Genomic DNA, 25,165 nt, shown 5'->3' with positions numbered 1-25,165 from the left:
CTTCCAGAGTTTTATGATCCAGTTTACGACCGTCAGTATGGCGCATGAGTAGGCAACTCCGATAAGGTCGGTTGAACAATGCCTACATTATAAATGATGTCCGCTTACTTTTGTACTTCTTAGTAACTCAACTCTATACCAGCCAGGAAACCGTGGGTATAACCAGCCCAGACCTCTGCCAAAAGAATGTTCAAATCATCGGCATTCAGCTCATGCTCCGAATCCCGAAACTGTCCCTGCAAGAACGCGTTATAGGCGCGAGCTTTGACTGACATTCCGCCCCAAAAATAATTCTCCCTTCCACCAGGTACCGACACCCCGGGTGCGCGCTCACCGTAAGCCATCAATTCGGGGTTAAACCGGTTATCGGGTGATGAGATCAGACCGCCCCTGAAAACCAGGGCCGCGCCGAATTCAGTGAGGTACCCGGCAGAACCAAAATACGTCACTTTGAACTGCTGATTCGGCTGACTCGCATCCAGGTATTGATGGTATGCAGCGGAATACCGGAAAGTCAGCTCTCCGCCGTTGGAAATCTGGCGGCCCCAACCATTAGCACGGTCGCTACCGACGACCTTGTGAACCGCATTCTGGCCGGATTTGAAAACATCCAGCCCCAGCACGCCTACGGTCATCGATGTTGTCCAGCCCGATTTTGCGCTCAGTGCCTGATAGCTCTGGCTCGACGACAGGTAAACAAGACTGCTGTACGGGCGATCGTTCCGGTCAATGGCCGACTCTTTGATCTCCTCGGGCGTGAAGCCATAAACCCCAAACTCGAGCGCCGCGCTTTTTGGCTTTTCACCCTTGCCCCCCAGGTATGGCAGGACATACCCGTCCAGCCCCTGACTGAAACTCGAAACCGGGTTGTTTACGAATGCCTCTGAATTCGAGGAATAAGTAATGGCCACGCCAGCAGTGTAATCCCGATCTGTCTGCGCTGGAGCGAAGAGATCGTTATCCGTAGACAAAGCCATCACCGAGTCTGAGGACTCTGCATGCGCGGTAAATGCCAGCAGGGAGACCGCGAGCATCGGTACTAGAAAACGAGAATTCATAGCCAACTCCGAAAAGTGTGTCGGTAAAGTTGGCGCTATTTTTCGATTGACTGGCGCTGAGGACTAATCAAGCGTCGGTATTCAAAACATCATCGATACTTATGGGTAAGTAGTTTTGCGTGCATTTTTGAGCTGATCTAGCTGTGCCCATCACCCAAATTGATGTATTGCATACCGTTTGGGAATTATTCGTTGTCTCTCTTCAACTCCATACTTCGCTCCATCTGATATCGGGTCCTTTGGCGACTCCGGTATGAGCATCAACCTATCGAACTTTGGAGATAACGTTATGCGTAAATTTGTATCGATCACCCTGGCTTCACTTTTTGCCGCCGCCGCCCTGCCCGCTAACGCCACCTTGGCAGACCGTAAATCCGATGAGCCCCGCTCCGAGCCGGCTCAGCCGGCTCCTTATAGTGGCCAAACCGTAATTCGCGGTGAAATCCAGGATCGGGTTGCAAAGAGTGGCTTCTCTGAGCTATCCCCGTACAGCGGCCAGATAGTTATACGTGGCGAAGTACGCTCCGAAAGCCACGGCTGAACATAAAGAGTGTCATTTGCGTCTTGGCACCAGGGACGGTGCGTTTTTGGATCGATTTGCTTGGAATCTGCGGTTCTTCTCTTCAAGGCCCAAGCGGTATTGAAGATAGAGGCACGGCTCGGTCACGAAAAACTCTGACTGGCCATATCTATTCCCATCTTAAAGACAACGCGTTATCCCAATTGCAGGCTATGTGTGCCGATATCACCTTCATCATTCGACATACGCGCGGCAATTAAGGCAGGCCGTGAAAGGGAGCGGAATTACCAAACCGGTTACGGCTCATTCTTTTCGCCACGCTTTAACCACCGAGCTGCTGAAATCGGGAAGTGATATCCGAACGGTCCAGGAAATCCTCGGCCACGGCGATATTCGGACGACTGAAAGCCACACCCACATTATTGGCGATCGAAGAGCTGGTACAGCTAGTCCATTTGATCGTTTGCCGGGTTCTTGAGAAATGACCAAGCGTCCAACCAGTGCAGAAAGAGCCGAGGATATCTGAGGCGATCCGAATGTTCGCTTTTGTTTAAAAGGACCTACCGGACATAGACAACCACCCAGCGACATTGCTGTACTGAGATTCGGTTTTATTATCATGCCGCATCCCGAAAAGAATGCCACAGACTCTCTGCGGTGGCTGGAATGCGCCTTTCCCTTGCACTGTTCCGCAGCCTGTTGCGGAACTGCATCATAGTTCAGTTGAAACTAGGCATGGGAGCCTGCGACTGGATTGAGTTCATACCTGAAAGACAAACCAACAGCAGACGCAAAGCATCTATTCTTTCTCGATGCGCTAACCTTCAATAGTTACTGACCTTTTAGGGAGTTTGGCAGTGTAACCATCCCCCTAAAACCAAAAGAAAATGCCCGCAATGCGGGCCTCAAGCACGATCAATCCTTTCAAACATCCTCCATCACAACCCCGAGCATGCATGGCCGTTGTCAACCACAATCTCCGAGCCCGTCATCGCCCGCCCTGCGTCGGAGGCCAGGAGCAGCAGTGCGCCGTCCAGGTCGTTCAACTGACAGAACTCGCGAGCCGGTATCCGGCGTTTCAGCCGTTCGCCGGCATCGCTTTGGAGAAACGCCTGATTAATCTCAGTCATCACATACCCCGGGGCCAGCGAATTCACCCGCACCCGGTGCCGGGCCAGTTCCAGCGCCATGGAGCGGGTTAGGTGTGCCAGGCCGGCTTTGGCCGCGCAGTAGGGCCCGACTGCTCCGGCCAAGCGGGTCGCCAGTATGGAGGTAACGTTCACGATGCTGCCACCACCGTGCTCGGCCATGCGGCGGGCGCTCTCCTGGGCCACCATCCAGGCCCCAGTGAGGTTGGTCTGCACAATCGCATCCCAGTCTTCATCGGTGTACTCCAGCACGCCTTTGGTATCGCTTACCCCGGCGTTGTTCACCACCACATCAAGCCCACCGAACCGGCGGCAGATGTCATCCAAGCAGGCAATCACCGAGGCTCTGGAGGTAACATCCAGAGCCATGGCCACCGCATTACTGCCATTCCGATTAAGGTCGGCCACCAGGTCCTCCAGGCGGTCAACCCGGCGAGCCCCGACAATCACCTGGGCGCCCGCCCTCGCCAGGGTTTTGGCGAAATGGCGGCCAAGGCCGCTTGAGGCTCCGGTTACCAGCACACGTTTACCGGCCAGACTGAAAAGATCCGTGTTATCGGCCATGCTTACCTCTTAGGTTTTTCGGTTTCACGGGCAAGGATTTTCCGGGCCAGGCTCATCCGGTGAACCTCGTTCGGACCATCGTATATCCGGAACCCGCGGGCATCTTTGAAGATGCGTTCCACAACGTTCTCTCCCGACACGCCCTGGCCGCCAAGGATCTGGACACTTCGGTCGATCACTCGCCAGATGGCTTCAGAACTGATGACCTTGGCCATACTGGATTCCTGGTTGGCTCGCTCGCCACGGTCCAGAACCTGAGCACAGTGCATGATCGCCAGCCGGGTTGTCAGGATGTCCATCTCGTTGTCTGCCAGCATGAACCCGACTCCCTGATGCTCACCCAGGGGCTTGCCGAAAGATTCCCGTGTTCGGGCGTACTGGCAGGCTTCGTCATGGGCGCGCTGCGCCGCCCCAAGCCAGCGCATGCAATGGGTCAGCCGGGCGGGCGCAAGCCGAACCTGGGCATACCGGAACCCTTTACCGGGCTCACCCAGGATATCTTTCGCTGGCACTCTCAAGTCCTCAAACCGGACAACACCATGGCCCCCGGTAAAGCAGGAATCCATCACATCCATCAACCGCTCCACGATGAACCCGGGGCGGTCGGTATCGGTGAGGAACATGGTGGCGTGGCCGTCTTCCGTCCGGGCCATGATGATGGCAAAGCTGGCCCCTTCGGCTCCGGTGATGAACCATTTTTCGCCATTGATCACATAGTCGTCTCCGTCCCGGACCGCGGTTGTCTTCAGCATGGAGGGGTCCGAGCCGGCGCCCGGGGACGGTTCGGTCATGGCGAAACAGGAGCGGATTTTTCCCTCAACGAGGGGGCGGAGCCAACGCTCTTTCTGCTCCTCAGAGGCAACCACATCCATCAGGTGGATGTTGCCTTCATCCGGAGCGTGGATGTTCATGGCCGTTGGCCCAAGGTGCGAGTACCCCGCTTCCTCGAAAATCACGGCTTTGGCCACATGGGACAACCCCGCGCCTCCCATTTCGAGAGACGCATGAGGCGTCAGCAAGCCTCTCTGACGCGCCTTTTCCACCAGCACATCGCGCAGTTCCTCTGTCGGGCCATGCCCGGTCTGCCTTGGATCAGACTCCATCGGCACGATTTCATCGCGGATGAAGGCCCGTACCTGGGCCTGCATGTTCTGAATATCCTCACTGACTTCAATGTTCATAGCATCTTCCTGATCAAGGGTGGTAAATGACGTTCTTTCGGCGGATCGCCAGCCCATCACATCTTCAACATGGACTCGGTAATGCGTTCCATCACGGTCTGCCTTGCTCCCGTCTTCATCGGGTTGTATGGGGTGTAATTAACCAGCCGGAGATAAGCCGTCACCGGAAGGCGGCCTGGGACATGGTCAATGTCGACAATGTTCACGCAGGCCGGGTCTTGCTCCAGGTAAGGCAGTGACGAGAAGTCACCGCCCACCAGCCAGGACATCACAACCCGGTTGACCGCATCGTGGCTGGCAATCACAGCGGTCTGCCAGTCCGGGTCGGCAAGCAGTGCCTGAAACCAGTCAAGAATCCGGCGGCTGAAGTCTTCCCAGCGCTCCCCTCTCAGAAACCCCGCGCCCGGGTTCTGAGCCCAGTGATACGCACCGGACACTTCGGCCTCGTAGGCTTCCTGGGGCAACTCACTGAGCCGCCCTGCCCGGATCTCCCGAAGCTCTTGAGCGGTTTCGAGTTCCCTTCGCACCGACGCACCCGACACGATCATGCCAAGCGTCTGCCTCGCTCTGGGGTAATCGGAGCTGACGGCTCTGTCGAAGGTTTCGCCCTGGAGCAGGTCTGCAAGCGCAGCCACCTGAGCTTCTCCGGAAGCGGACAGCGGCACAGACCTCGGGTCCAGAGGGCGCCCGGCTTCGTCGAAATAGTTCACATGTCCGTGCCGAACGAGGTAGACACGCCGGCGCACCGGCCCGCCTGCAGGATGCAGTGAGGCAGACATCAGGCCTCCCCCGCGCTTGTGTTGGCCAGCCTTGGGTTGCTGATCCTCAGTGCGCTCAGAACCATCTGTTGCAACGCCTCATGTAAGGCCGAACCCTGTGTTTCCTGATCAAACTGCCCGGCCCGGATGGCACGGGCCAGTGCCCGGCGCGCCTCGTCCTGTGACGTTGTTCCCACAACGACCGTCTCCGGCAACAGCCTTGAGCAAAGCGATATCTCTTCTTGAGTGGCCGCCTCGCGCTGCTCTGCCTCCCGGGCAGCAATCCCCATCGCGCTGGCAATCATCCGGATCTCGTAGTGCAGGTTTTCCGGAACAGACGGAAACACCTCTTTCATCAACGTTTCACGAGCCGCCGACAGCAGCTCCGATGCGTCTGGATGGTTCATGCCCGCCCTCCCATCAATTGCAGAATGTTGTTTTCCAGTTCTGGCAGCAGCCGCCCGGTGAGCGCAAGTTCCAGAGAATGCTGCTGCCCGGACAAATGTCGCTCCGTTTGTTGCACCGCGATGATGGCCCAGCGAACATGCGCCATAACTTGCCAGTAACGAAGCTCATCCTCAGATAGCGTTCGCGGGCAGATATCGGCATACCCGGCCATTACATCTCGCAAAGCGCCAACACCCCCCGCCAAATTCTCGTTTTTCCCGAAGCGCCAGCACCGAGCCGTCAGCCAGCCAAGGTCCTCACGCCAGTCTCCCCAGGCGGTGAACTCCCAGTCGAGAATTCCAGACACTCTGCCCTGATTGACCATGTAGTTTCCGGTGCGAAAGTCCCGATGAATGAGGCACGCCTCTGCAGGTGCCGATTTGTTGTGCTGAAGCCAGCGCAGCCCCCATTCAATGGTAGGGAAACTCCAGGGCAACGCATCCAGAAAGCCCAGGTACTGCGTGATCAGTTCCTGTGCGGGGTCTGCCACAGGGACAGGCAAAAAGTCGAGGGTGTGTCTCGGTGGCTTGATGGCATGCAGCCGGGCAAGGTTTCTGCCAAGATCGCGACAAAGCGCGGGGCGGTCGGGCACCAGGACGTCGTCTTTGACCAGCCGGTGGCCTGCGGCGGTTCCGCCCACCGCCTGCATCACGAAAAACTCCCGGCCAATCACGCCGAGGTCTGTGCAGAGCCAGAACGGGGTGGGCACTTCAACCCCGGCTTCGTGAACGGTTGTCAGCACGGCGAACTCATGGGCGCGGGACATACTAACGTCAACGGCAGACTCGGCGTCGGTCCGCAATACCCACCGATGCTTTCCAGCCTTTTCGCCTCCAACGATGTGCACGTCCAGCAGCCAGTTTTCCTGGATGGCACCTCCGGACAGCCGCTGCATACCAACAATCGCGACGTTACTGCCCGGCATAACGCGGGTCAGATAGCTCTCCAGCTTTTTCTGCCACCCCCAGCAGTCACCGTCGAGAGGGGACTGCGAATCTGATTCTCTCAGTGCAACATTCATGAAACGCTCTCTTTTGCTGCTGTGATTTCACAAAGCGTGATTCCTCAGCACCAAAAGCAAACGGCGGGCCAACAAATTTCAGAAAAATAAATTATTTAATATCAATCAGTTGAAGAAAACCCCATTTCATCAAGAAAACAACGCCTCGCCCTATCTCTCAACAATGAAACATTTCATTTCACTTCTGAACTGAATGGATTGCGGTTAGTATGAGGGCATACCTTTCAATCAAATAAGAACCCAACATGGCTCCTGAACCCCTCAAACCCCGTATCGCGGTGCTGATCAGCCACCTGACATTCGACGGACAACCCAGCAAGCTGACCCGAACACTGAACGAAATCCTGCCCCGGTATGAACGGCAGGCGGATATTCAGATTGTCGAGACCTCGGTCGAAAAACTGCTGTCCACCGCCAAGGCCCTGGAACAGACACAAGGCGCAGACATTCTGATTTGCTCAGGCGCCTCCGCCGAGTTTCTGCGCAAGCACATCACCACCACCATTCTGTCCTTCAGAATGGGTGAGTACGACCTGATCCGGGCGCTGAATGTGGCGAAAGAACGAGGCACCAAGGCTGGCATTCTCACGCACCAGCGGACACTGAAAGAGCTTGAGGAAATGTCAGGGCTGTTTACCGTCGAGATTTCCCAGGCCGTCTATACCTCGCTGCAAGACGCCCGGGAAAAAGTCCGGGACTTTGTGGATCAGGGCATTCGCGTCATCATTGGCTCGCCCACCGTGGTTGATCTTGCCGAAGCCGCCGGGGCAGAAGGCGTGTTTGCCATCAACGCCAATGCCGTTCGTCTGACGCTCGACGACGCACTCGCCATTTGCCACAGCCGGGCCGAAGAAGCCCACAACCACCGCCGCATTCACGCGGTGCTCAAACATATGAACGAAGGCGTGGTTGCCCTGGATGCATCCGGTAAGGTGTTCTCTGTCAACGACAGCATGAACACACTGCTGCACCCGCTCCGGTCCATTGCCATCGGCGATCAGGCCAAAACGCATTTTCCCGACATTGATCTCAATGGGGTGTTAACGTCGGGAACCGCCATCGAAAGCCACTTGAGCACGGTCGGCAGCCAACGCCTGGCAATTTCGGTTCTGCCCATTATGGAGAACGGCCAGATAGACGGAGCCATTCTGACCTGCCAGGAAATCCGTGAAATCCAACGCACCGAGCGCCGGTTGCGCGCCCAGAGCCGCCCCAGACATTTCATCGCCAAGTACGACTTCGAGCAACTGGCGGGCAAAGACACCACCTTCCAGAACGCTGTGCAGCTGGCAAAACTGTATGCGCATTCCGATTCAACTGTGCTGATCACCGGAGAAAGCGGCACCGGGAAAGAACTGTTCGCACAGAGCATTCACAACGCCAGTGAACGACAGCCGATGCCGTTTGTGGCGATCAACTGCGCGGCGTTTCCAGAAACGCTGCTGGAAAGCGAACTGTTTGGTTACGACGACGGCGCCTTTACCGGCAGTCGCAAAGGCGGCAAACCCGGGCTTTTTGAAGCCGCTCACAATGGCACTATCTTCCTCGATGAAATCGGGGACATGCCTATCCACCTTCAAACCCGCCTTCTGCGCGTCTTGCAGGAGCGCCAGGTCTTGAGGCTGGGCGCTTCAGAACCCACACCGATCAACATCCGCGTTATCGCCGCCACTCACCGTAACCTGCAACAACAGATTGCCCGTAACCAGTTCCGGGAAGACCTGTTCTATCGGCTTAACGTGCTGAACATCCCGGTACCCTCGCTGCGCCAGAGGAGCTCCGACATTGCGTTGCTCAGCCATCTGATTGCCAGCAACCTCGCTCAGGGCGATGCCCGCCAGGAACAGGGCATAAACGAGGTGCTGAACACGCTGATGCCGCAGTTACTGAACCACCCGTGGAACGGCAACATTCGCGAACTGGAAAACATTATCGAGCGGGCCTTCCTGTTCAGCCGTTTTCCGGACAATCCCCAGCCCCTGCACACCCTGTTTCCCGAGCTTTTCCCTGCAGAGGCCCGTCAACAACCCGCAGCTCATACGCCTACGGAGAATCTGCACAGCGTCGGCAAGGCCGCCGAGGTTTCGCTCATTCGTGAGACGTTGGATGCCAACAACGGCGACATGAACAAAACCGCCAAAGCTCTGGGGATCAGCCGCTCAACCCTTTGGCGCCGACTGCGTCGCGCCCAGGGCCAGGCTCAAATCTGAAACGCCCGGCCAAAAACTGAAACGGCAGTTTCAATTATGAAACGCCGCTTCCGTTTTCCCAGTCACCACGAAACGCCCTCCCACCACGCCAGGCGCTGCAGCAACCGGTCAGCGCCAGAATTGGCATGCATTCTGCTGATGTCGTCAGTACCAACACCTTGAGCACCCGGTGCAGACGCTCGCACCAACCGATACAACAAGAAATAATACCCGGAGGCCTGCCTTGAAAGGCTTGATGATGGATGTTCCCCTGAACATCAAAAGCATAATGTCCCATGCAGCAACGGTTGCCGCAGATACCAAACTCGTTTCCCGCCGGGCCGATGGCGGTTTTTCCAGACTGACCTACCTGGAGGCGTTCGAACGGGTCGCCCGGCTGGCTCATGCCCTGGACCGACTGGCTCTGAGCTCAGAGGCCCGAGTTGGCACCCTGGCCTGGAACGACCACCGGCATTTCGAATTGCACTATGCCATTCCCTGCACTGGCCGGATCTGCCACACGGTCAACCCAAAACTGTTTCCGGAACAGGTGCGTTTCATCATCAACGATGCCCAGGATGAAGCTCTGTTCATCGACCCTGAATTCATTCCCATGATGGAATCGCTTCAGCCGCATCTGCCAACCGTCAGGCACTGGATTGCTCTTTGCCCGGCCAGCGAGCTGCCAAAAAGTTCGCTTCCGAACCTGCTGGCTTATGAGAGCTTGCTCAGCCGGGAACAAGACACGTACGACTGGCCCGATCTGGACGAAAACCGGGCCAGCAACCTATGCTACACCTCTGGGACCACTGGCGATCCCAAAGGCGTCCTCGGCAGCCACCGAAGCATCGTCTTACAGTGCATGTCCCAGAACATGGCCAGTCACATCGGGCTCACGCCTGAAGACGTTGTCATGCCCTTGGTGCCCATGTTTCATGTCAACGCCTGGTGTATGCCCTATAGCGCGCCCATGGCTGGTGCGGCTCTGGTGCTCCCCGGCCCCCACGTGGCCGATGCCTCGGCCATGACCGATCTCATCAATTGTGAGCAGGTGACGTTTTCACTCGGCGTGCCAACGCTCTGGAATGGCATCAATCAGTACCTGAACACGTCGGGCACCCGCATTCCGAGCTTGTCCAGAGGGGTTATCGGGGGTGCTGCAGGCGCGCTCCAGCTCTACCACGATATGGACCAGCACGGTGTCCGGCTGGAGAACGGCTGGGGCATGACGGAACTCAGCCCCATCGGTAGCTACAACCGCTATCTGCCGGGCCACGACCAGCTTGAGGAGGCTGTCCGAGACGACCAGCGCCTGAAATCCGGCCGCCCCTTGTTCGGCATTCAGATGCGCATTGTGGATGAAGATGGAAACAGCCTGCCTCATGATGGAGAAACAACCGGGGTTCTTGAGATTCGTGGTCCGTGGGCTTGCAGCACTTACTATGGCAAACCTCAGGAACACGACTGGTTCAATACCGGGGATGTCGCCACGATCGACCCTTCCGGCTACATGCGCATTACCGACCGGGTTAAGGACGTGATCAAGTCCGGCGGTGAATGGATCAGTTCAATCGAAATCGAAAATGTCATTATGTCTCACCCCGGGGTCCGCGAAGCCGTGGTGATTGGCGTTGCCCACCAGCACTGGAGTGAGCGCCCACTGCTCGTGGTGGTCCCCGATGAGCATTATCCCACCCTGGAACCGGCAGAGCTCCTGCACTACCTGGACGGCAAGGTACCCAAGTGGTGGATCCCCAATGCCTGCGAGTTTGTGGAAACCCTGCCCCATACCGCCACGGGGAAAGTGAGCAAAAAGACCCTTCGGGAGAACTTTACCCGGTATCAGTGGGCCTAGCGCCCGCTGATCGTGGTGCGGTCGTGATCTCAACACAACAACAGAGAACGCCATGAATCCTCTCAGAATCATTGAATCATTCAATCTGGCTATCGGGAAGCTCTGCAGCTTTGCCGTGTTCATTGGCATGGCCATCGTCATCTATGAGGTTATCGCGAGGTATGCCTTCAACGCTCCGTCGGTGTGGGCTCCGGGCTACACCCAGCGCATTTTTGCGGGCTACTTCATCCTGATCGGTGCCTATACCCTGATCAAAGGCGGGCACGTTCGGGTCGACATTCTGCTAAACACCCGGTCCCCCCGCTGGAATGCCTTTGCCGACACCCTCAACTACGTGGCTCTGGTGACCTGGACCCTGGCGCTCACCTACGAGGCCTGGTTCTATTTCATGGACGCCTGGGATTTCAATGAGGTAGACGACAGCGCCCTGCGCCACCCCATGTGGCCTGTCCATCTTGCACTCTTTGTCGGGAGCGCCCTGATTCTCCTGCAGGGGCTAAGCGGCATCATCGCATCAAGCCTTGAGTTCATAAAACCAAAACAAAAGCAAAAAACTGAAGGGTAAGCCATGTCACCTGAACTACTAACCGCTGGGATGTTCGGACTGCTGCTCGTTTTCATCCTGGCAGGCGTATCACTGGCGTTCGCGCTGGGGTCGGTTGCGGTCATCTTCGTGGTGATCATGAACGGTCTGAACGGTCTGTTTCCCATCCTGTCTGCAACCTTCGCCAGCATGTGGTCAATTTCACTGGCGGCCATCCCTCTGTTTGTGATGATGGGGATCTCACTGGGCAAATCGAAGATAGCGTCAGACCTTTATCTCACCTTCCATCTCTGGTCGGGCAAGGTGAACGGCGGGCTTCTGGTCGGCACCACAGGATTCGCCTCGCTCCTGTCAGCAATGACCGGCAGTTGTGCCGCCTCGACCCTGACCACCGGCATGGTAGGCATGCCGGCCATGGATAAGCATGGCTACGATAAAAAATTCGTGCTCGGTACCATCGGCGCAGCGGGCACCCTCGGCATCCTGATTCCTCCCTCCATTACCCTGATCGTCATTGGTATGAGTACCGGGCTGTCAATCGGCAAGCTCTTTATGGGCGGCCTGATCGCCGGGCTGGGCATGCTGGCGGTGATCCTAGCGTACGTCATCATCAAAGCGAACCTGCAGCCCGAAAAGGCCCCGGCGGCCACCGAAAGTGTTCCACTGGCCGAAAAGATCCACTCTCTTCGGGCGGTGATTCTCCCTGTCGGCATTATTTCCGTCGTGTTGTTCTCCATCTTTCTGGGCATCGCAACGCCAACCGAAGCGGCCGCTGTTGGCGCGGCCGCCGTGCTGATCGCGATTGCCATAAGGGGCGAGCTTAACTGGGACTTTCTGAAAGAGGTCAGCTACTCCACCGCCACCATGAGCGGTATGGTCCTGTGGATCATCTTTGGCGCCAGTGCATTTGTGTCCGTGTATTCCGCCGCCAACGGCATCGACTTTATTCAGTCATTCCTGCTGTCTCTCGACATCTCCCCCTGGCTGCTCATTCTCATCATGCAAGTGGCCGGATTCATTCTTGGCATGTTTCTGGACCCCATTGGCATCATTCTGCTGGTGATGCCCATCTTCATGCCCGTGGTCACACAGCTGGGGTTCGATCCCATCTGGTTCGCGGTGATCTTCCAGCTCAACCTCTGCGTTGGCTACATATCGCCGCCATTCGGCTACAACATTTTTTACCTCAAGACCCTGAGCCCTCAAACCTCCATTCTGGACCTCTACAGAAGTGTGTTTCCCTATGTCGTCCTGATGATTCTGTTCGGTGTTTTCCTCCTTGCGTTTCCGTCCATCCTGACGGACGGCGTAAGACTACTCACTAAATCCTGACTACACAGCGAAAGAGAGTGATATGAAAAATACAAAGACAATAAATCGCCGCGCGTTTCTCACCAAAGGTTCGGCTGCCGCCGTGACTGTTGCCGCCGCAGGCCTTTCGGCCCCGGCCGTGATTGCATCGCCCAACAAGAAAATCAAATGGAAATTCCAGACGCATTGGCCAACCGGAAACTGGTATTACGACCCGATTTTCAACGGACTTGCTCGCCGCATCCAGGAAGCGACAAATGGCGAACTTGAGATTGAAACCCACCAACCCAACTCCATCGTCTCGACGGGAGACGTTCTGCGGGGTGTCCGCCGCGGCACGCTCGACGGCGCCCTCATTTACCCGGCGTACTGGGTAGGCGACATTCCCGTTGCCGGCCATCTGACCGGAAACTTCGGAACCTGGGATTCGATCGAGGAAATGCAGTTTTTCCTGCACGACATGGGAGCCCTGAAGGTTATTCGAGAGGCCTACGCAACGCGTGGAGTTTACCAAGTAGGCCCCATCTCGAATGGCGGTACCGCTCTGTACAGCAACAAACGTCTAGAATCCCCAAAAGACTTTGAGGGGTTCAAGGTTCGCTCCAACGGCACATCAGCTCAGGTCTTCGAGAAGATGGGAGCAGCGCCCGTTTCTATTAGTGGCGGGGAACTGTATCAGGCCCTACAAACCGGCGTAGTGGATGGCGCACACTGGGGCGGTGTCTCCGCAGGATGGGGCATGAACCTGCAGGAAGTGAACAAATACATCATTCAACCCAACCTAGCCTCTCATCAGAACAGTGAAGTCTTCGTCTCTCTGAGAGCGTGGAAGAATCTCGGGACAGATTTCAAAAAGGTGATCGAGGATGCAGTTCTCGCCACTCACCTTGAGGCCGCCGGCATGTTCATGATTAGGGATCTGCAACGTATGCAGGACTTCCAGACCAAACATAAGGGAGAAATCGTTCAGATGAACGAGGACTCCGTGGCAATGATTCGCTCGAAATCTCTGGAGGTGATCGACGAAATCTCCAAGAGAGATCCTGAGTATTCCGGCCGGGTTGGAAGCATTCTCAGGGATTTCATGAAGCTCACTGGCAAGGTCTGAGTCTACCAGCGAACCGGGCGGCTCTGGCAGTACATGCGGGCGCTGCCCATAAAACTACAACAGAATTCAGAAAATAAAATTGCTCCAACACTTACGTCGCCTTGAACCCACCCTGCCCGGCAGATCGCAAAGAGGACATTCAGGCTCAGCAACAATTTCTTGAGCATGTGAGCCAATGAAAGTGTCCACACCCGTCCACTAATTCTTAACAGAAAAGTCCATTTTTGGTTCGTCAGCTTTTCAAGCTTTCCGATCCAGGCACATGCAAGCAAGGCTGGCTAGAAACCACCTTTTGTCATCCGATGCGCCCTTTCCGGAGGAGTGAATAGCAGCGAACCCGGTAAGAACATGATGTAGTCGCTATCTGAAATCGACGTACTAGTGCAAATGTAGGACTCACTGATTCCCTCATGGCTATGCGCATTTGGGCGCCAACAGCACCTGAAGCAAAGCCCTGTCTCGAGTGTTCGCTTTTGTTTAAGTGGGGACAGTTTATGGTTACCTAACCTGACCAGTTTATGGTTCCACTACCAGATCCCCAACTTCTTTTTTATCGGCAAAGGTAAACCTTCGTAAATTTCGCCCAATGGCTCTGCCGCCAACGCCCTTAATTTTTCGTTTTCCATCCGCAATTCCTTGACCAGATTGACCAAGTCGTCTTTCCGGCTCTTCCTGGTTCCGGTGGCCGTCGGGTGCTCGACGCGCTTCAATTTGGCGTTCTTGGCTTCCTCCAAATCTGCGTTTGTGGCGTCAAGGTATTGTCTAAAATGGGGCGAATAGCTCGACGTGTTCATGAGCGTTGCGCGATTCATGCCGATTGCTGCGGCGACTTCGGAGCCCTTGATTAGATAATTTTTCTTCACGAGAAAATCCGTAGGCGTGCGGTGACGCCGAATGTAGAGCGCCTTCTCTCGTTTCATATCCTGCACACACTGCCAGGCGGCGGCACTGGCGTTTCTGTCGGAAACCCAGTCTGGACGATCTTCGGGTCCTTTGTCGGCCCCTGCCGCCGCACGTTTTATTAGATACTCCATCACCATTACGCAGTCCTCAACTTGTAACTGGTTAACACGGATTCAAGCTCAGGTAGTGCCTCGTGGCGGGCGTTAAGCGTCCGGACGTGACGTGTGACATCGCGCACCATCTCTAACGAAGGCTGTTTGAAAATGTCCGGGACGGCCGGGTTGTTCAGAACCTCAACATGCGACGCAATTTGAAAAAGCATCCATTCGACATTGGTCGTCTGCATCAGATTATGGACGCACCCCAAGCACAGCTCCGGGGACGCATTGTGACGCATGGGTTCTCCCTGTTCCGCACATCTGGCCCTATACCTGGTCCGCCGCATCAGCAAACAATACCCCCAAGGATTCGCCTTAATGTTCTCAACCTCTATGTTTGCCAGTTGCTCGGCTAATTCCATCTGTTGCTCCGGGCTCTGGACGCGCGTCTGTCGGAGGAGGCGGCGCAGTAACTTATTCATTTGACCAGCATAGCCTTCGCCGTGACTTTTGATGTAGTTGTGAACAAGTGAATTAATAACGCGGATCTTCACTCGTTGGTGGCCTGCGCGGTTGTCTTTATCGCGAATGTAAGCCAGCCACATGGTGCGACTGATGTGTTTAAACTGGCTGCGGATCATCCAGCCTGCATCACCATCAAACCGCCGGTAAATCGCCTCTGCCCACATGTGGCGGAACGCATGGGGGCTTGGATAGAGTGCCTCACCCAGCATCTCGCTGTGGATAGTTTTGGATGTTTCCCCCGATTGGCACTCGACGTCACTGAGTGAGGAAAGCCAATCCCGTGTTTCGTCGGACAGGTGAGTGTCAAGCAAAGCCCGCCAGTCTGCCCGCAGGGTGCCGCCGCGGTATTGGCTTACCCAGTCTTTCTTGTCGCCAAAAGATCTCTGGAAAAAGAAAGCCAGCCGAGGCCATTCTTCACGGCTTCGGCGATGCGCCTCTCGTAAATTCCCGTCTATTGAGAGTTCGCTCCATTCGTCGGCGGAGCGCGATACCAAAAGCCGTTCCTTTTCCCGGTACTGGTCCATCGTCAGCAAATCGCCGGATGCTTCAACTTGCGCCAAATTTTGCCACGACTCCCAGTTATCGATCAGTTCAAAACCGGCATAGTGTTGGACGTAGTGCGGCCACAGGCCACTGACGGCTTTGAGCACTGTCTCTTCAGACTGGGAGGGGATTTTTCTATTGAATGTTCCATACAAACATGGGCGGTCACCGTCAGAGCCATGCATACGACCCAGGCGCTCAGCGATTGCAACAGCACTGAAAGTGACTTCCCGTAACTGTCGGACTCGTCCGGATGTCTTATAGACGTACCAATCTACCTGATAGCGATGCGGGAAGGCATACTGATCCAGCTTATCCATGTTTCGGTTGCGCTGGATGTCAGAATAGGAAAACCCGAACTCACTTGCTCTCCATCCAGTCAACGCCACCACACCGACTAAGCCAGCCGACGCGACCAGTTCAATGAATTGGCGAGGCAGACTGTAGCCGCCTTTCGTCTTTTTCCCGCCCTCGTATACCGTTCCGTCAAGGCCAAAGGATTTAAAAAATGCCACCGTGGGCACAAAAGAGCCGCTTTGGTCACAGCGTTGTTTCATGGCATCGAGAATTTGCAGGAACAAGTGCCAGAGCACCGGCCTCTGACATTCTCCCAGAAGGCACTGCGTTTCCTCGATATCCTCCCGGCGCAGCCAGTCCCAGATGATAACCCGCAGGCGGTCTACGGTCTCCGGTGAAGGCACAAGCCCGAAAGCTTCGGCAACCTGCTCTAACACGTTTTCTTTCAGAACGTGATGTTCGAAGCGTGCCTTACGATGAGCTTCCAGAAAGTAATCCACAACAGCTGTCTGCATCCGCTGCCCCAATGCTGGCCTACTTGGCCATATCTCGGTGACCGGTCGCCCCTCAAGGACCCGGGAGATATGAGCCCTAACAGATGTCTGGCTTACGCCCAGATCCGTGGCAATCGTCGCACAGGCTTGCAGTGTTTGACTGAGGGCGCAGGCAAGCGGGGCGTGCTCCTCAAAAAAATTGAGACAGTGCTCCACATAATATCTACCGTGATCCAGAGTAAGCAGGTTAAAGGACTGGCCTTTTTTCCAATCCTGATAGGTCAGGTCATTGTCCGTCAGCTCAGGAATCAGCACCTTGAACTGCCTCCTGACATGTGCCTCTGTCACATCCCGAGAAATCCAGTCGAGGCCCAGCTCCGAGGTAGCGTCTTTCAGAGCTTGAAGGGGCATGAGAAACGTCATGTCCATTTCACTGCGTACGGCTTTCAGCGGCGAGGGACGTCCCCCTCTCCAATTGTTCGTTAGCATAAACGTCAACACAGCTCGGCTGTTTTCGCGGGTGAGGCGGGGCAGGTTTCTTCGCGCCAAGGCGACCATCCACAGCCTCAGTCCTTTCAGTCTTCTTGTGTAGCTGTTGACGGTCGTCGATTCGGCGAGGGACAGCCAGATCTGTTTGGAGAGCGAGACGGGATCAATTCCCCGTTCCCGCACCCAGTCTGGATAGACCTCAGACAGTGCCAAAACAGTGTCAAAGTCGACCGTGTAACGTTTTCCCCTTTGGTTGATGAATTGCCATACGTTCTCCGTGAATTGATTACCCCGGTTACCAGGCAAAGCGCTGAGGCGTGCCTGCAATTCATTGAGATCCGGTAGGTTCCGATGCCGACGTGCTATCGTTGCGGTCATTCCACAGTCTCCAGGAGGTAATCAAACAAATTGGGCAGATGGGGCTTGAGGTCGGCATATTGTTTCTGGGCCTCAGCAGCAGAACGCATACGAGCCAGATTGCGCGTCATCCATTCAACGCGGATCAACAGCGTGCGCTCGACCCAATCGGGCCGGACTGCGAGCATTTGCGGTAGCCGAGCCTCGGCTTCGGCGATCGTATGAATAAATAGCAGCGCCTGCTCCACTGTGTCAGGAACGAGGATGATATCGTCGTTTTGGATCCGTTCGATGGACTGGTCGAGCGAATGAACTCGAATGTCCTCTGAACCGGTGGCCTCCACCACGCGAGTGCTCAACTCCAGATCGTTCACCGCTGCCGCCATTGCGGATACAGACGGTCGGTAGACAACATTCTGAAGATCGTTCAGAACCAGGCGGGTGACTCGACCTGCACGGTTGACGAAATCCTTATTGGCATCGGTCAGATAAGCATGCTTTTCGGTTGCCGAGGTGTGCGAGTGGTGGTTGATCAGGTCACTGTCACGGTAACGGTCTGATCCCGCATGAACGGCAGTGGTCTTCACGTGCGTGAGAGAAAATATGTGCTGTGGAAGGGAGCGCGCCACCGTTTCGCGGTACGCCCCGATATTACTTTCGGGTGTCTTGGCAAAAATGCCCACGGGTTCGCTGCCCTGAGTCAGCGCCAACGCGGCGTCCAGAAAGATCGAACTGGCACCGGCACGCCTTAAAGCTGCGTCAATTCGCCGCTTGACGGAAGGCAATTCCCAGATTCGCCACAAGAAAGAGATATCTCCTTGCTGCGCGAAACCTTCTCTAATGTCCGGCATCGCTTTTTCTGACATAACGTTGAATTGGAAAACAGGGCTAGAGACCGGCAAACCTGTGAAGTAGCGATATTGGGCTTTTGTCCAGCAATCGGACGCCATCAGGATCGCTGGTTGCCGAGTCGAGCTGGCGCGGCCCTTGTAGTAACAACACTCCATCGCAATCAGGCGACCGGATTGATTGAATTCGAGTGCGTAGTCCGTTGTTTTCAGTTTAAGAATATCGGTTGGCTGCACCGCTTCACAGGCAACTAACCAAGCCATCAGGCGCTCCTCAAGAGGGGAGTAAACGTGTTGATAATCCGGATGGAAAATGGTTGGAGAGCGAGCCCAGGACCGAATGCGTTGGCCGCAGACCCAGGGCCCTGAGACCAAGCTTTCAATGCAGCTCTGCGATAACAGCGTTTTGATAGACTTTCGGTCAGAGGGGCGAACCAAATCCAGCCACAGCAGTTCTGTCCATGCGTCTCGCGGCTGCCCTGCTGAGTCAAACGAACCAAAACGCCTTAATATCTTGTAGTTCCATTTACGAAACCAGTTCTTCCCGCAAGCAGGTTCTTCAAACGTTGTAATGGGGTGTTCCTGCCATTCCGACCGGACGTCTAGTAGATGAAGTAGTGTCTCGGCAATCGTCACCCGAAAGCTCAAAAACAATCTGCTTGGGCTTTCCAGTTGAAGGTATTTTTGCTCACCGAGAACAGATCGCAGCCAGGGCAGATTGAACCAGTCCGTAAGGGTATATGGCTGAACATTTTCACTTTTTGAAGGCTTTGACACCCTCAGTAGTGTCTTTAGATAGCTGAAATCCTCGTTAGTCAGGCCAGGGCTAGCCAGAGCCTTGTTCATGACTGTGGTTAAGCATTCTAAGGGGCTGCGCTTCTGGCTCTGCTGATTCATGCAATGCGCTTCGTAGGCCTTCAGGCAGTCGTAGCGATTGATGTCGGTGCTTTCGTAACCCGTTTCGTTCACCCAATCTATGAATCGTCGTATCGCGTCCGAATAAGCTCGTCGCGATCCCTCTTTAAGGCCATGAAACCAGTCTGTTTGAAATGTGGCGGCGGCCCCCTGAAAAATGGCTTCGTGGAATTTGTTTTCACGGGCCAATGCTATGATCTGAGTGGTACCAGCCTGGGTGTTGTATGTGATTCGAGTGGGCTTAATCGATGTATATGTGGGTTGTTCCGGCAGCGTTTGATCGAATGCTTTAGCCATATCGTCCACTGCATGCGCCAGCTCAGCCACTCCGTCCAACTTTTCACTCACCTCCCACCCTCAAGTTCTAACATTTGGAGTCTCATGCGGATGTACCGAGTTGTGACCGATGAGGCATGACCGTTTCGCCCGATGGTGTGCCGGAGTCGCTGGGCAACAACAATAAGCGCTGCCGATTCCGAGCGTGTTTCCCGGCCGTCAGGCCCCGTGAGTTCTTCATGAAACAGTTCAGTTGCGAAGGTATGGCGCAGATCGTGAAAGCTCAGACTGGGGTGCAAACCAGCCTCATCAGCCCTCTGTCGAAAGCGTCGGGAAGCGTGCCACTCGCTGATACCTGTACCGAGAAATCGCGGATCTGTTCTGAGAAAAAAGCTTTCATCCGCACTTCCGCTTTCGTCAATCGCCCACTGGCGTTCGGTACTAAAATACCGTCTCATATCCGAAAGCAACTCTCTGTCAAAATACACCCAACCACTCTTACTGTTTTTGGCATAGCGACCCTCCAGCCAGTAGCTAAACCGCTCGACGTGGTCGTAAGCTCGGTTGTCCAACTGTTTGAACAGAATACACAAGGCGGGCGTGCGCAGACCCCGCAACTCCGCAGTCCTAAGGCCCACCTCGAACCCCATTCTCATCATGAGTTTTTCAGCCAGCGTTTCACAATGATTCAGCAATGTGAGACGCGCGTGTCTCGGAACGTACTGGATGTAATGTTGTTTGGTGTTCCGTTCCGCCATGGCCTGCCGGGTCCGTCGATAAACGCGCAGCGCCAGGCGTGGAGAAAATTCCATGTAATGCAGGAAGTTATAATAAGCGGTGAGTGCTGATAGATGGGTCTGGAGCGATTGCGCCGATTTAAGACGGTTTGAAAGCACCTCATTGAGGTAATGATTCACGAACCGCTCACTACAGGACGAAGAGGCATGCAGTCCGGCCGTCTGATGAGTCAGCCGACATTCTTCCAGGTAGCCCAGAAACTGAGCCAAAGCGTAGACATATGCTCGTATCGTCGCATCTGATACGTCTCGTTCAACCAATTCATATAGCTTGCTAGTGCGGCCATGCAACGTTCCGTCGGATAATTCTCGGATTTCAAAAACAGCGCTGAATCGAGCTAGAAACGTAGTGAACATAAGCGGGAGAAGCGGTGGTTTACGTCTCTCATTGAGGATAAGCCAAAATGGCTCAAAACGGTGACCGTTAAACTGATAATCGACTTGTTTCTCTACGCAAACTGTCACATTGCCACCGGCACTTGAATAGTCTCTGTATGCTCTGCCGATCTGACTACAAAAGCAATGCTTTTCCTATTCGATGTTGGTCTTTCGAAAAGCTCGACTCTACAGGAAGTAGATTTATCGAGTCGTTCGCAAAACGCTCACGTTTTTCCTGAGACCATGCCTTAGCGCCACGTTCCCACGCCCAAGCTAACGGAACGACATGATCGATATCTATGTCGGATGCATTTTGGATAACGTTTCCGGTGAACGGACTGATCCAACGGCCGGTCACTACCCGGCACCCTCGCTCGGTAGCAAATCGAACCGGCGTTGTCGAAGACGCGATTAGTGCCTCAGCTCGACTGTCCTGACAATTGCCGTCCTGGTCGCTCCAGCCATGACCAAACGCAGAACGCTGGTAGGTCAGTTGATCGATATTGCCCATGGACGTTGCGTCGCCATCGCTTAATGACGCCAAGGAGAGACCTTTTGGCAACCGGCCTCCAACGTCAAGGCAAGCCTGAATGGTGTCGAAAGAAGTGTAGTTGTGGGTCTTTTCATACCAACTACTCTGCGGGGGATGGCACAGGCCGCTGGTTGATTGTTTTACGGTACCCGCGTTGGCAGTAACTTGGGCGAAACAGAGGGCAACTAAAATAGCAAAGCCAACTACAATTTTCATAAATCCATCAGCTTAGAACGAGAAACTTTGAGAGGGGAGCCATTTACACAATAGAGCGCTACATCGTACTAGAAATGGATGTGGAAGCTTAATCGCTGCATTCCGTGCAAGACAACGTGACTCCCACGAAACCGCGGGGCCTTATTTCTGAAACTGCGCGGCCTAAGCAGCGATCATCCAAAGGACTAACGACAAGCGTTATCGCGATACTCGTGACAGTGAGAGAACCGACGGGCCGTCCAAGGATGATGGCGCTAGGCCTCTCTGTCAGGGCTTTCTGGGGATAGATTAATTGACTCACAGGAAAAACCGTTCTACTCTTTTCTCGCGTTTATCTGCGGTCGGCTACCGAGCTTGATGCTCACTTTTCCGCTCCCATCTGCTGCACGGGAGGTTTCAACTGCAGATTGCTGTCAGATTTTTATCTGGTGAGCGCATTTTGTGAAACCTCATCCTATAAGCTGGAGAAAACCATGTGCAGGATTGATGCGCCTTACGGCAATCGCTCCCTCGATGAAAAAAGTGACCCCACTGAACGTTTCCTTCAGGCGCTCGACGAGTCTCAAATCGACGGTCAGTCCCACTCACTGCTGACCAAACATTTCTCTGACAACTGGAATCGCATATTCGGATCGGCGACGGATCTGGAAAAGGTTCTTAGTGCCGCCCAGCATGAGACTTCAGATCAGAAGAAATGTGCTGCAATTCTCTCTTCCGGCCGCTTGGCTCAAAAACTGACCATGCAGCTCCTGAATAAGCACCCGATCATGAACCAGCGCAACGAAGTCGCTGATCATGGCTCAGAAGTATTTCTGTTTGCTCAAGAAATCGCTCAAACGCTCTTTTCGGCATCGCCATACTCACTGTACAGCGCTCTCAAAAATGTGGGCACCACTGCATCTTTAACAGTGTCCTTCGACTGGTTTGTCACCGCACTATATGGAGAAGAGTTCTGTTTCTCCCCGACGCTGTTCGACGATCCTGCGCTTGTTGCTGAAGACGAATCGACAAGGAACGATATACTCTGGGACTTCTTCAACACGATGTCCCAGTATGAGGACGGATACCGGAGCGACCTGGCAAGCATGTGCGGCCTCCAAATCAAGAACCTGGTTTCCCTCGCTTCATTGCAGTTGCATGAGGGACCGCCAAACCTCGGTTCTTCCAAATTCCTTCAAGGGATCCGGTTCCTGAAAGCCTGGGTCGCATCCGATGCCGCAGCAGGAAGACTAGCCAGCATAAACGAGGGAGCATTCCAGAAACTGGGGTTTGAGTGGTCGAACTTCGATTCGACACTCCGCTCTTTCGATTCTTCCGATTACGCTCAGCTCGACGTGTCCCAGGCGACCGTTTGGCTGGACAAAACCAGAATCCAATTTTGGGAGGCTCTATGCCTCCATATGAATCTAACCTCTGCGGATGATCAGCAGATTGAACAGTGGGCTTCACTACTTAATCTCTGCTTTACGTCCCTCAGCATTCGCTATTCAGAAGTTCTAACGAAGTCGGTTGAGGAACGGGAAATTCGAGAGAACGAATACCTGAAACATATCTGTTCCGAGCTCACTGACTACCAACTGAAAGCTTGGATACGTTGGTCGATTCGCGAAGACATCAGAGCAGCACTACGCCTGGCAGAGAGGACTCCGCTCGCGAGAGAATTTTGCGGCAATGAAAGCAGGAAATGGTGGGCGACCGAATACTCAGCCATCTGGAAAGCTCAACTTGAGGACGAGCTCAGCAACCTCGATATCGAGACTAAACTGACAGTCCTTTCCGGCGCATTGTGCAGTCTTCCCGATGAGGCCGCTGTCCGCGAGTACCGGGATTGGTGGGATGACCTTTTTGAGCAATTAATTCAGGATCCCGATTTCCCGCCTGCCTTAATGCCGCAGTGGTCGATTTCTGCAGCTGATAGACTGGACAACGGGCTAGTGCTTCCCTACATCGATAAAAGCGTCGGGGTGCTTCGAGGAGAACTGTCCAACGGCGCACAGCCACACCCTCACAAGCAGCTTGAGGAATTACTGAGAAAGCTCTCCTTTCTCAAGCCGTCAAAAGCGTTGCGGCATCGACTCATGTTGATGCGTTCATCAACAAAGCCAATTTCTGACGAGTCGGTTTCTCGCTTCAACCCGATGAACAGCGAGAACTCCATTGATTGGTATTTGCCTCTGAGAGAGGCGGCATGGGACCGGCTGGCAAAAAGAACGAACCTGGGATCTCCTCTTAGCAGGGAAGAATACGAGCAAGCTGCACTGGAGTGTTACGAGTCCTTTGCACTCGAATTGGTTGAATTCTGCCTCAGCCGTCTTCGTCTCCGGAAAGGACAAAAGCCCAAAGATGGTAAGTACGATGAGGACCAGATAACTGAAAGATCTCCTATCTGGCGTCAAGGTTATCTTAAGGCTTTACTGGAGCTCGGTCTGGATCCAAATGGAAAGGCCCATAAAACCGTCTACTTCACCAAACAGTTCGATCCTGATGAAAGTGTTCGAGCGGTTGCACAAGAGTGTTATCGGGCTGTCCGCCGAGAGGCCAAAAAGAACCGGAGCATCCAGGATTTCAAACGCGGACTGATTGCCGCTGAATGGTGGTTGTTGATGAGTCAACGGCTTGAACTCAATCTCGAAATTAACCACGGGGAAGCACTCAAGACCCGGCGCAACTTGTTGCGCAACCCGTAACTAACCGAAAACCTGACCCCAAATCCAAGTGGTGTACTGGAGCCTGATGCTCCTACCCTGACGCCCCGCGTCCGCCATGTAAAAACTTCACGGTCCGTAAAACGGATTCCGTCAAGGAGTATACGCATGCGTACGAACACCCTTATTTTTTCAGCAAACCGATCGGCCACACCTCCTGCCAAGGTCCCTGCGGTAGATGAGCTCACAATAAACTGGCACGTCACGGAAGCCTGCAACTATAGCTGTCAGTATTGCTACGCCAAATGGAAAGACTACCCCAATCCGCGGGAGTTGTTTCATGACCGCAGGCGAACCCGCCAGCTGCTAACCGAGTTATTCCGATACTTTGACCCCACAAACACCAACAATCCGTTAGGTGAAGAACTCTCCTGGAAGACAGTCCGCCTAAATCTCGCCGGCGGAGAGCCCTCGATCCTTGGCGACCGTCTGTTGGAAATTGCCCAGGTAGCCCGGGAAGTTGGATTTCAGCTTTCCATTATCAGCAATGGCTCACGACTGACGCGTTCCATGATTAAGGAACTAGCGCCGCATTTGACCTGCCTTGGGATCAGCCTGGATTCAGCAAATCCGACTACCAACATGGAGATTGGCCGAGCCCTTCGAAGCGGACAGCTCATCGACCTTCAAGAGCTTGCAGGCCATATACGTCTGGCGCGCAAGATCAACCCCCGACTCACAATAAAGCTCAATACTGTCGTGAACCTCCTGAATGCCGGAGAGGATCTCAGCGATTTGGTTGGAGAGATACGCCCCCAACGCTGGAAGATCCTGCGCATGCTCCCGATTGTTGACCGCTCGTTAGCGATCAGCGACGAGGAGTTTGTCGCCTTTGTTCAAAGGCATCGCGCTTTCCAGTCGGTTCAATGTGTTGAGAACAATCGAGACATGTGTGAGTCCTACCTCATGGTCGATCCCTTCGGGCGCTTCTTCCAAAATCACCCCGCATTAGCCGGAGGGTACCTATACAGCGATCCCATTCTATCGGTTGGCGCGGAGGCCGCATTCTCGAAAATGGCATTCGATTCGGCCAGCTTTCAATCCCGCTATACAGGCGAGCTGGGAGGGAAACAGTGAAAAGGTACAGC

At 54.6% G+C, this 25,165-nt stretch carries 20 protein-coding genes; 9 read left to right on the top strand and 11 right to left on the bottom strand.

The features are described 5' to 3' along the window. Positions 1–119 precede the first annotated feature (119 nt). Complete coding sequence (locus ARC85_RS16570; RefSeq protein ID WP_286715558.1) at positions 120–1,058, bottom strand: lipid A-modifier LpxR family protein; 939 nt, start codon at positions 1,056–1,058, stop codon at positions 120–122. 289 nt (positions 1,059–1,347) lie between these two features. Here ARC85_RS16570 and ARC85_RS16565 point away from each other — a divergent pair, with 289 nt between their 5' ends. Beyond that, positions 1,348–1,599 (top strand): hypothetical protein, encoded by a 252-nt coding sequence (locus ARC85_RS16565; protein ID WP_206853207.1) that lies wholly within the window; start codon positions 1,348–1,350, stop codon positions 1,597–1,599. Positions 1,600–1,792: 193 nt separating this feature from the next. Next, positions 1,793–2,056, top strand: coding sequence for a tyrosine-type recombinase/integrase (locus ARC85_RS16560; RefSeq protein ID WP_226610443.1), 264 nt, complete (start codon positions 1,793–1,795; stop codon positions 2,054–2,056). 460 nt (positions 2,057–2,516) lie between these two features. On the opposite strand, the gene ARC85_RS16555 is transcribed toward ARC85_RS16560, so the two are convergent. The 5 genes from ARC85_RS16555 to ARC85_RS16535 are packed head-to-tail and all read right to left on the bottom strand — an operon-like array spanning position 2,517 to position 6,697. Then, entirely contained in the window at positions 2,517–3,290 is a 774-nt protein-coding gene (locus tag ARC85_RS16555; RefSeq protein WP_273167721.1) for an SDR family NAD(P)-dependent oxidoreductase, read from the bottom strand. 2 nt (positions 3,291–3,292) lie between these two features. Continuing rightward, complete coding sequence (locus ARC85_RS16550) at positions 3,293–4,471, bottom strand: acyl-CoA dehydrogenase family protein (RefSeq protein ID WP_273133516.1); 1,179 nt, start codon at positions 4,469–4,471, stop codon at positions 3,293–3,295. 56 nt (positions 4,472–4,527) lie between these two features. Continuing rightward, on the bottom strand, positions 4,528–5,250 hold the full coding sequence (locus tag ARC85_RS16545; RefSeq protein ID WP_273133517.1) for a histidine phosphatase family protein: 723 nt from the start codon (positions 5,248–5,250) through the stop codon (positions 4,528–4,530). Further along, entirely contained in the window at positions 5,250–5,636 is a 387-nt protein-coding gene (locus tag ARC85_RS16540; protein ID WP_273133518.1) for a DUF6285 domain-containing protein, read from the bottom strand. The genes ARC85_RS16545 and ARC85_RS16540 overlap by 1 nt, the downstream gene beginning before the upstream one ends. Further along, positions 5,633–6,697, bottom strand: a complete 1,065-nt coding sequence (locus tag ARC85_RS16535) for a phosphotransferase family protein (protein WP_286715557.1) — start codon at positions 6,695–6,697, stop codon at positions 5,633–5,635. Before ARC85_RS16535 ends, ARC85_RS16540 begins: the two co-directional genes overlap by 4 nt. Before the next feature lie 245 nt (positions 6,698–6,942). Between ARC85_RS16535 and prpR the strand changes: the two genes are divergently transcribed. The 5 genes from prpR (at position 6,943) to dctP (ending at position 13,704) form a co-directional block, all read left to right on the top strand. Then, positions 6,943–8,907, top strand: a complete 1,965-nt coding sequence (prpR, locus tag ARC85_RS16530) for a propionate catabolism operon regulatory protein PrpR (protein WP_286715555.1) — start codon at positions 6,943–6,945, stop codon at positions 8,905–8,907. 223 nt (positions 8,908–9,130) lie between these two features. Beyond that, positions 9,131–10,741 carry a long-chain fatty acid--CoA ligase gene (locus ARC85_RS16525; protein ID WP_286715553.1) on the top strand — a complete coding sequence of 537 codons (1,611 nt, stop codon included), beginning with the start codon at positions 9,131–9,133 and terminating at the stop codon, positions 10,739–10,741. A 52-nt stretch (positions 10,742–10,793) separates the two neighbouring features. Next, positions 10,794–11,306: a TRAP transporter small permease subunit gene (locus ARC85_RS16520; RefSeq protein ID WP_273133522.1), complete on the top strand. Its 513-nt coding sequence runs from the start codon at positions 10,794–10,796 to the stop codon at positions 11,304–11,306. Positions 11,307–11,309: 3 nt separating this feature from the next. Continuing rightward, positions 11,310–12,617: a TRAP transporter large permease gene (locus ARC85_RS16515; protein WP_286715551.1), complete on the top strand. Its 1,308-nt coding sequence runs from the start codon at positions 11,310–11,312 to the stop codon at positions 12,615–12,617. A gap of 22 nt (positions 12,618–12,639) precedes the next feature. Beyond that, positions 12,640–13,704, top strand: a complete 1,065-nt coding sequence (dctP, locus tag ARC85_RS16510; protein WP_286715549.1) for a TRAP transporter substrate-binding protein DctP — start codon at positions 12,640–12,642, stop codon at positions 13,702–13,704. A gap of 527 nt (positions 13,705–14,231) precedes the next feature. On the opposite strand, the gene ARC85_RS16505 is transcribed toward dctP, so the two are convergent. The 5 genes from ARC85_RS16505 to ARC85_RS16485 are packed head-to-tail and all read right to left on the bottom strand — an operon-like array spanning position 14,232 to position 21,372. Then, complete coding sequence (locus tag ARC85_RS16505; RefSeq protein WP_200362900.1) at positions 14,232–14,744, bottom strand: hypothetical protein; 513 nt, start codon at positions 14,742–14,744, stop codon at positions 14,232–14,234. After that, entirely contained in the window at positions 14,744–17,431 is a 2,688-nt protein-coding gene (locus tag ARC85_RS16500; protein ID WP_200362898.1) for a hypothetical protein, read from the bottom strand. Before ARC85_RS16500 ends, ARC85_RS16505 begins: the two co-directional genes overlap by 1 nt. After that, complete coding sequence (locus ARC85_RS16495; RefSeq protein WP_286715548.1) at positions 17,428–19,521, bottom strand: hypothetical protein; 2,094 nt, start codon at positions 19,519–19,521, stop codon at positions 17,428–17,430. Before ARC85_RS16495 ends, ARC85_RS16500 begins: the two co-directional genes overlap by 4 nt. Next, entirely contained in the window at positions 19,518–20,711 is a 1,194-nt protein-coding gene (locus tag ARC85_RS16490; protein WP_200362894.1) for a tyrosine-type recombinase/integrase, read from the bottom strand. Before ARC85_RS16490 ends, ARC85_RS16495 begins: the two co-directional genes overlap by 4 nt. Before the next feature lie 46 nt (positions 20,712–20,757). Further along, complete coding sequence (locus ARC85_RS16485) at positions 20,758–21,372, bottom strand: HNH endonuclease family protein (RefSeq protein WP_286715546.1); 615 nt, start codon at positions 21,370–21,372, stop codon at positions 20,758–20,760. Between the two features lie 473 nt (positions 21,373–21,845). Here ARC85_RS16485 and ARC85_RS16480 point away from each other — a divergent pair, with 473 nt between their 5' ends. Continuing rightward, complete coding sequence (locus tag ARC85_RS16480; RefSeq protein WP_286715544.1) at positions 21,846–24,059, top strand: hypothetical protein; 2,214 nt, start codon at positions 21,846–21,848, stop codon at positions 24,057–24,059. Between the two features lie 126 nt (positions 24,060–24,185). Further along, positions 24,186–25,154, top strand: a complete 969-nt coding sequence (locus ARC85_RS16475) for a viperin family antiviral radical SAM protein (protein WP_286715543.1) — start codon at positions 24,186–24,188, stop codon at positions 25,152–25,154. Positions 25,155–25,165: the final 11 nt, after the last annotated feature.

The organism is Marinobacter sp. tcs-11, from assembly GCF_002049515.1.
Classification (GTDB): domain Bacteria; phylum Pseudomonadota; class Gammaproteobacteria; order Pseudomonadales; family Oleiphilaceae; genus Marinobacter; species Marinobacter nauticus.
Note: the sequence above shows the minus strand (reverse complement) of the source record. Positions and strands in the feature narration are given on the sequence as shown.

Excerpts from the sequence above, each read along its gene's own strand:
- ARC85_RS16570 (WP_286715558.1), bottom strand. The coding sequence starts at position 1,058 with ATGAATTCTCGTTTTCTAGTACCGATGCTCGCGGTCTCCCTGCTGGCA.
- ARC85_RS16565 (WP_206853207.1), top strand. The coding sequence starts at position 1,348 with ATGCGTAAATTTGTATCGATCACCCTGGCTTCACTTTTTGCCGCCGCC.
- ARC85_RS16555 (WP_273167721.1), bottom strand. The coding sequence starts at position 3,290 with ATGGCCGATAACACGGATCTTTTCAGTCTGGCCGGTAAACGTGTGCTG.
- ARC85_RS16550 (WP_273133516.1), bottom strand. The coding sequence starts at position 4,471 with ATGAACATTGAAGTCAGTGAGGATATTCAGAACATGCAGGCCCAGGTA.
- ARC85_RS16545 (WP_273133517.1), bottom strand. The coding sequence starts at position 5,250 with ATGTCTGCCTCACTGCATCCTGCAGGCGGGCCGGTGCGCCGGCGTGTC.
- ARC85_RS16540 (WP_273133518.1), bottom strand. The coding sequence starts at position 5,636 with ATGAACCATCCAGACGCATCGGAGCTGCTGTCGGCGGCTCGTGAAACG.
- ARC85_RS16535 (WP_286715557.1), bottom strand. The coding sequence starts at position 6,697 with ATGAATGTTGCACTGAGAGAATCAGATTCGCAGTCCCCTCTCGACGGT.
- prpR (WP_286715555.1), top strand. The coding sequence starts at position 6,943 with ATGGCTCCTGAACCCCTCAAACCCCGTATCGCGGTGCTGATCAGCCAC.
- ARC85_RS16520 (WP_273133522.1), top strand. The coding sequence starts at position 10,794 with ATGAATCCTCTCAGAATCATTGAATCATTCAATCTGGCTATCGGGAAG.
- ARC85_RS16515 (WP_286715551.1), top strand. The coding sequence starts at position 11,310 with ATGTCACCTGAACTACTAACCGCTGGGATGTTCGGACTGCTGCTCGTT.
- dctP (WP_286715549.1), top strand. The coding sequence starts at position 12,640 with ATGAAAAATACAAAGACAATAAATCGCCGCGCGTTTCTCACCAAAGGT.
- ARC85_RS16505 (WP_200362900.1), bottom strand. The coding sequence starts at position 14,744 with ATGGTGATGGAGTATCTAATAAAACGTGCGGCGGCAGGGGCCGACAAA.
- ARC85_RS16500 (WP_200362898.1), bottom strand. The coding sequence starts at position 17,431 with ATGACCGCAACGATAGCACGTCGGCATCGGAACCTACCGGATCTCAAT.
- ARC85_RS16485 (WP_286715546.1), bottom strand. The coding sequence starts at position 21,372 with ATGAAAATTGTAGTTGGCTTTGCTATTTTAGTTGCCCTCTGTTTCGCC.
- ARC85_RS16480 (WP_286715544.1), top strand. The coding sequence starts at position 21,846 with ATGTGCAGGATTGATGCGCCTTACGGCAATCGCTCCCTCGATGAAAAA.
- ARC85_RS16475 (WP_286715543.1), top strand. The coding sequence starts at position 24,186 with ATGCGTACGAACACCCTTATTTTTTCAGCAAACCGATCGGCCACACCT.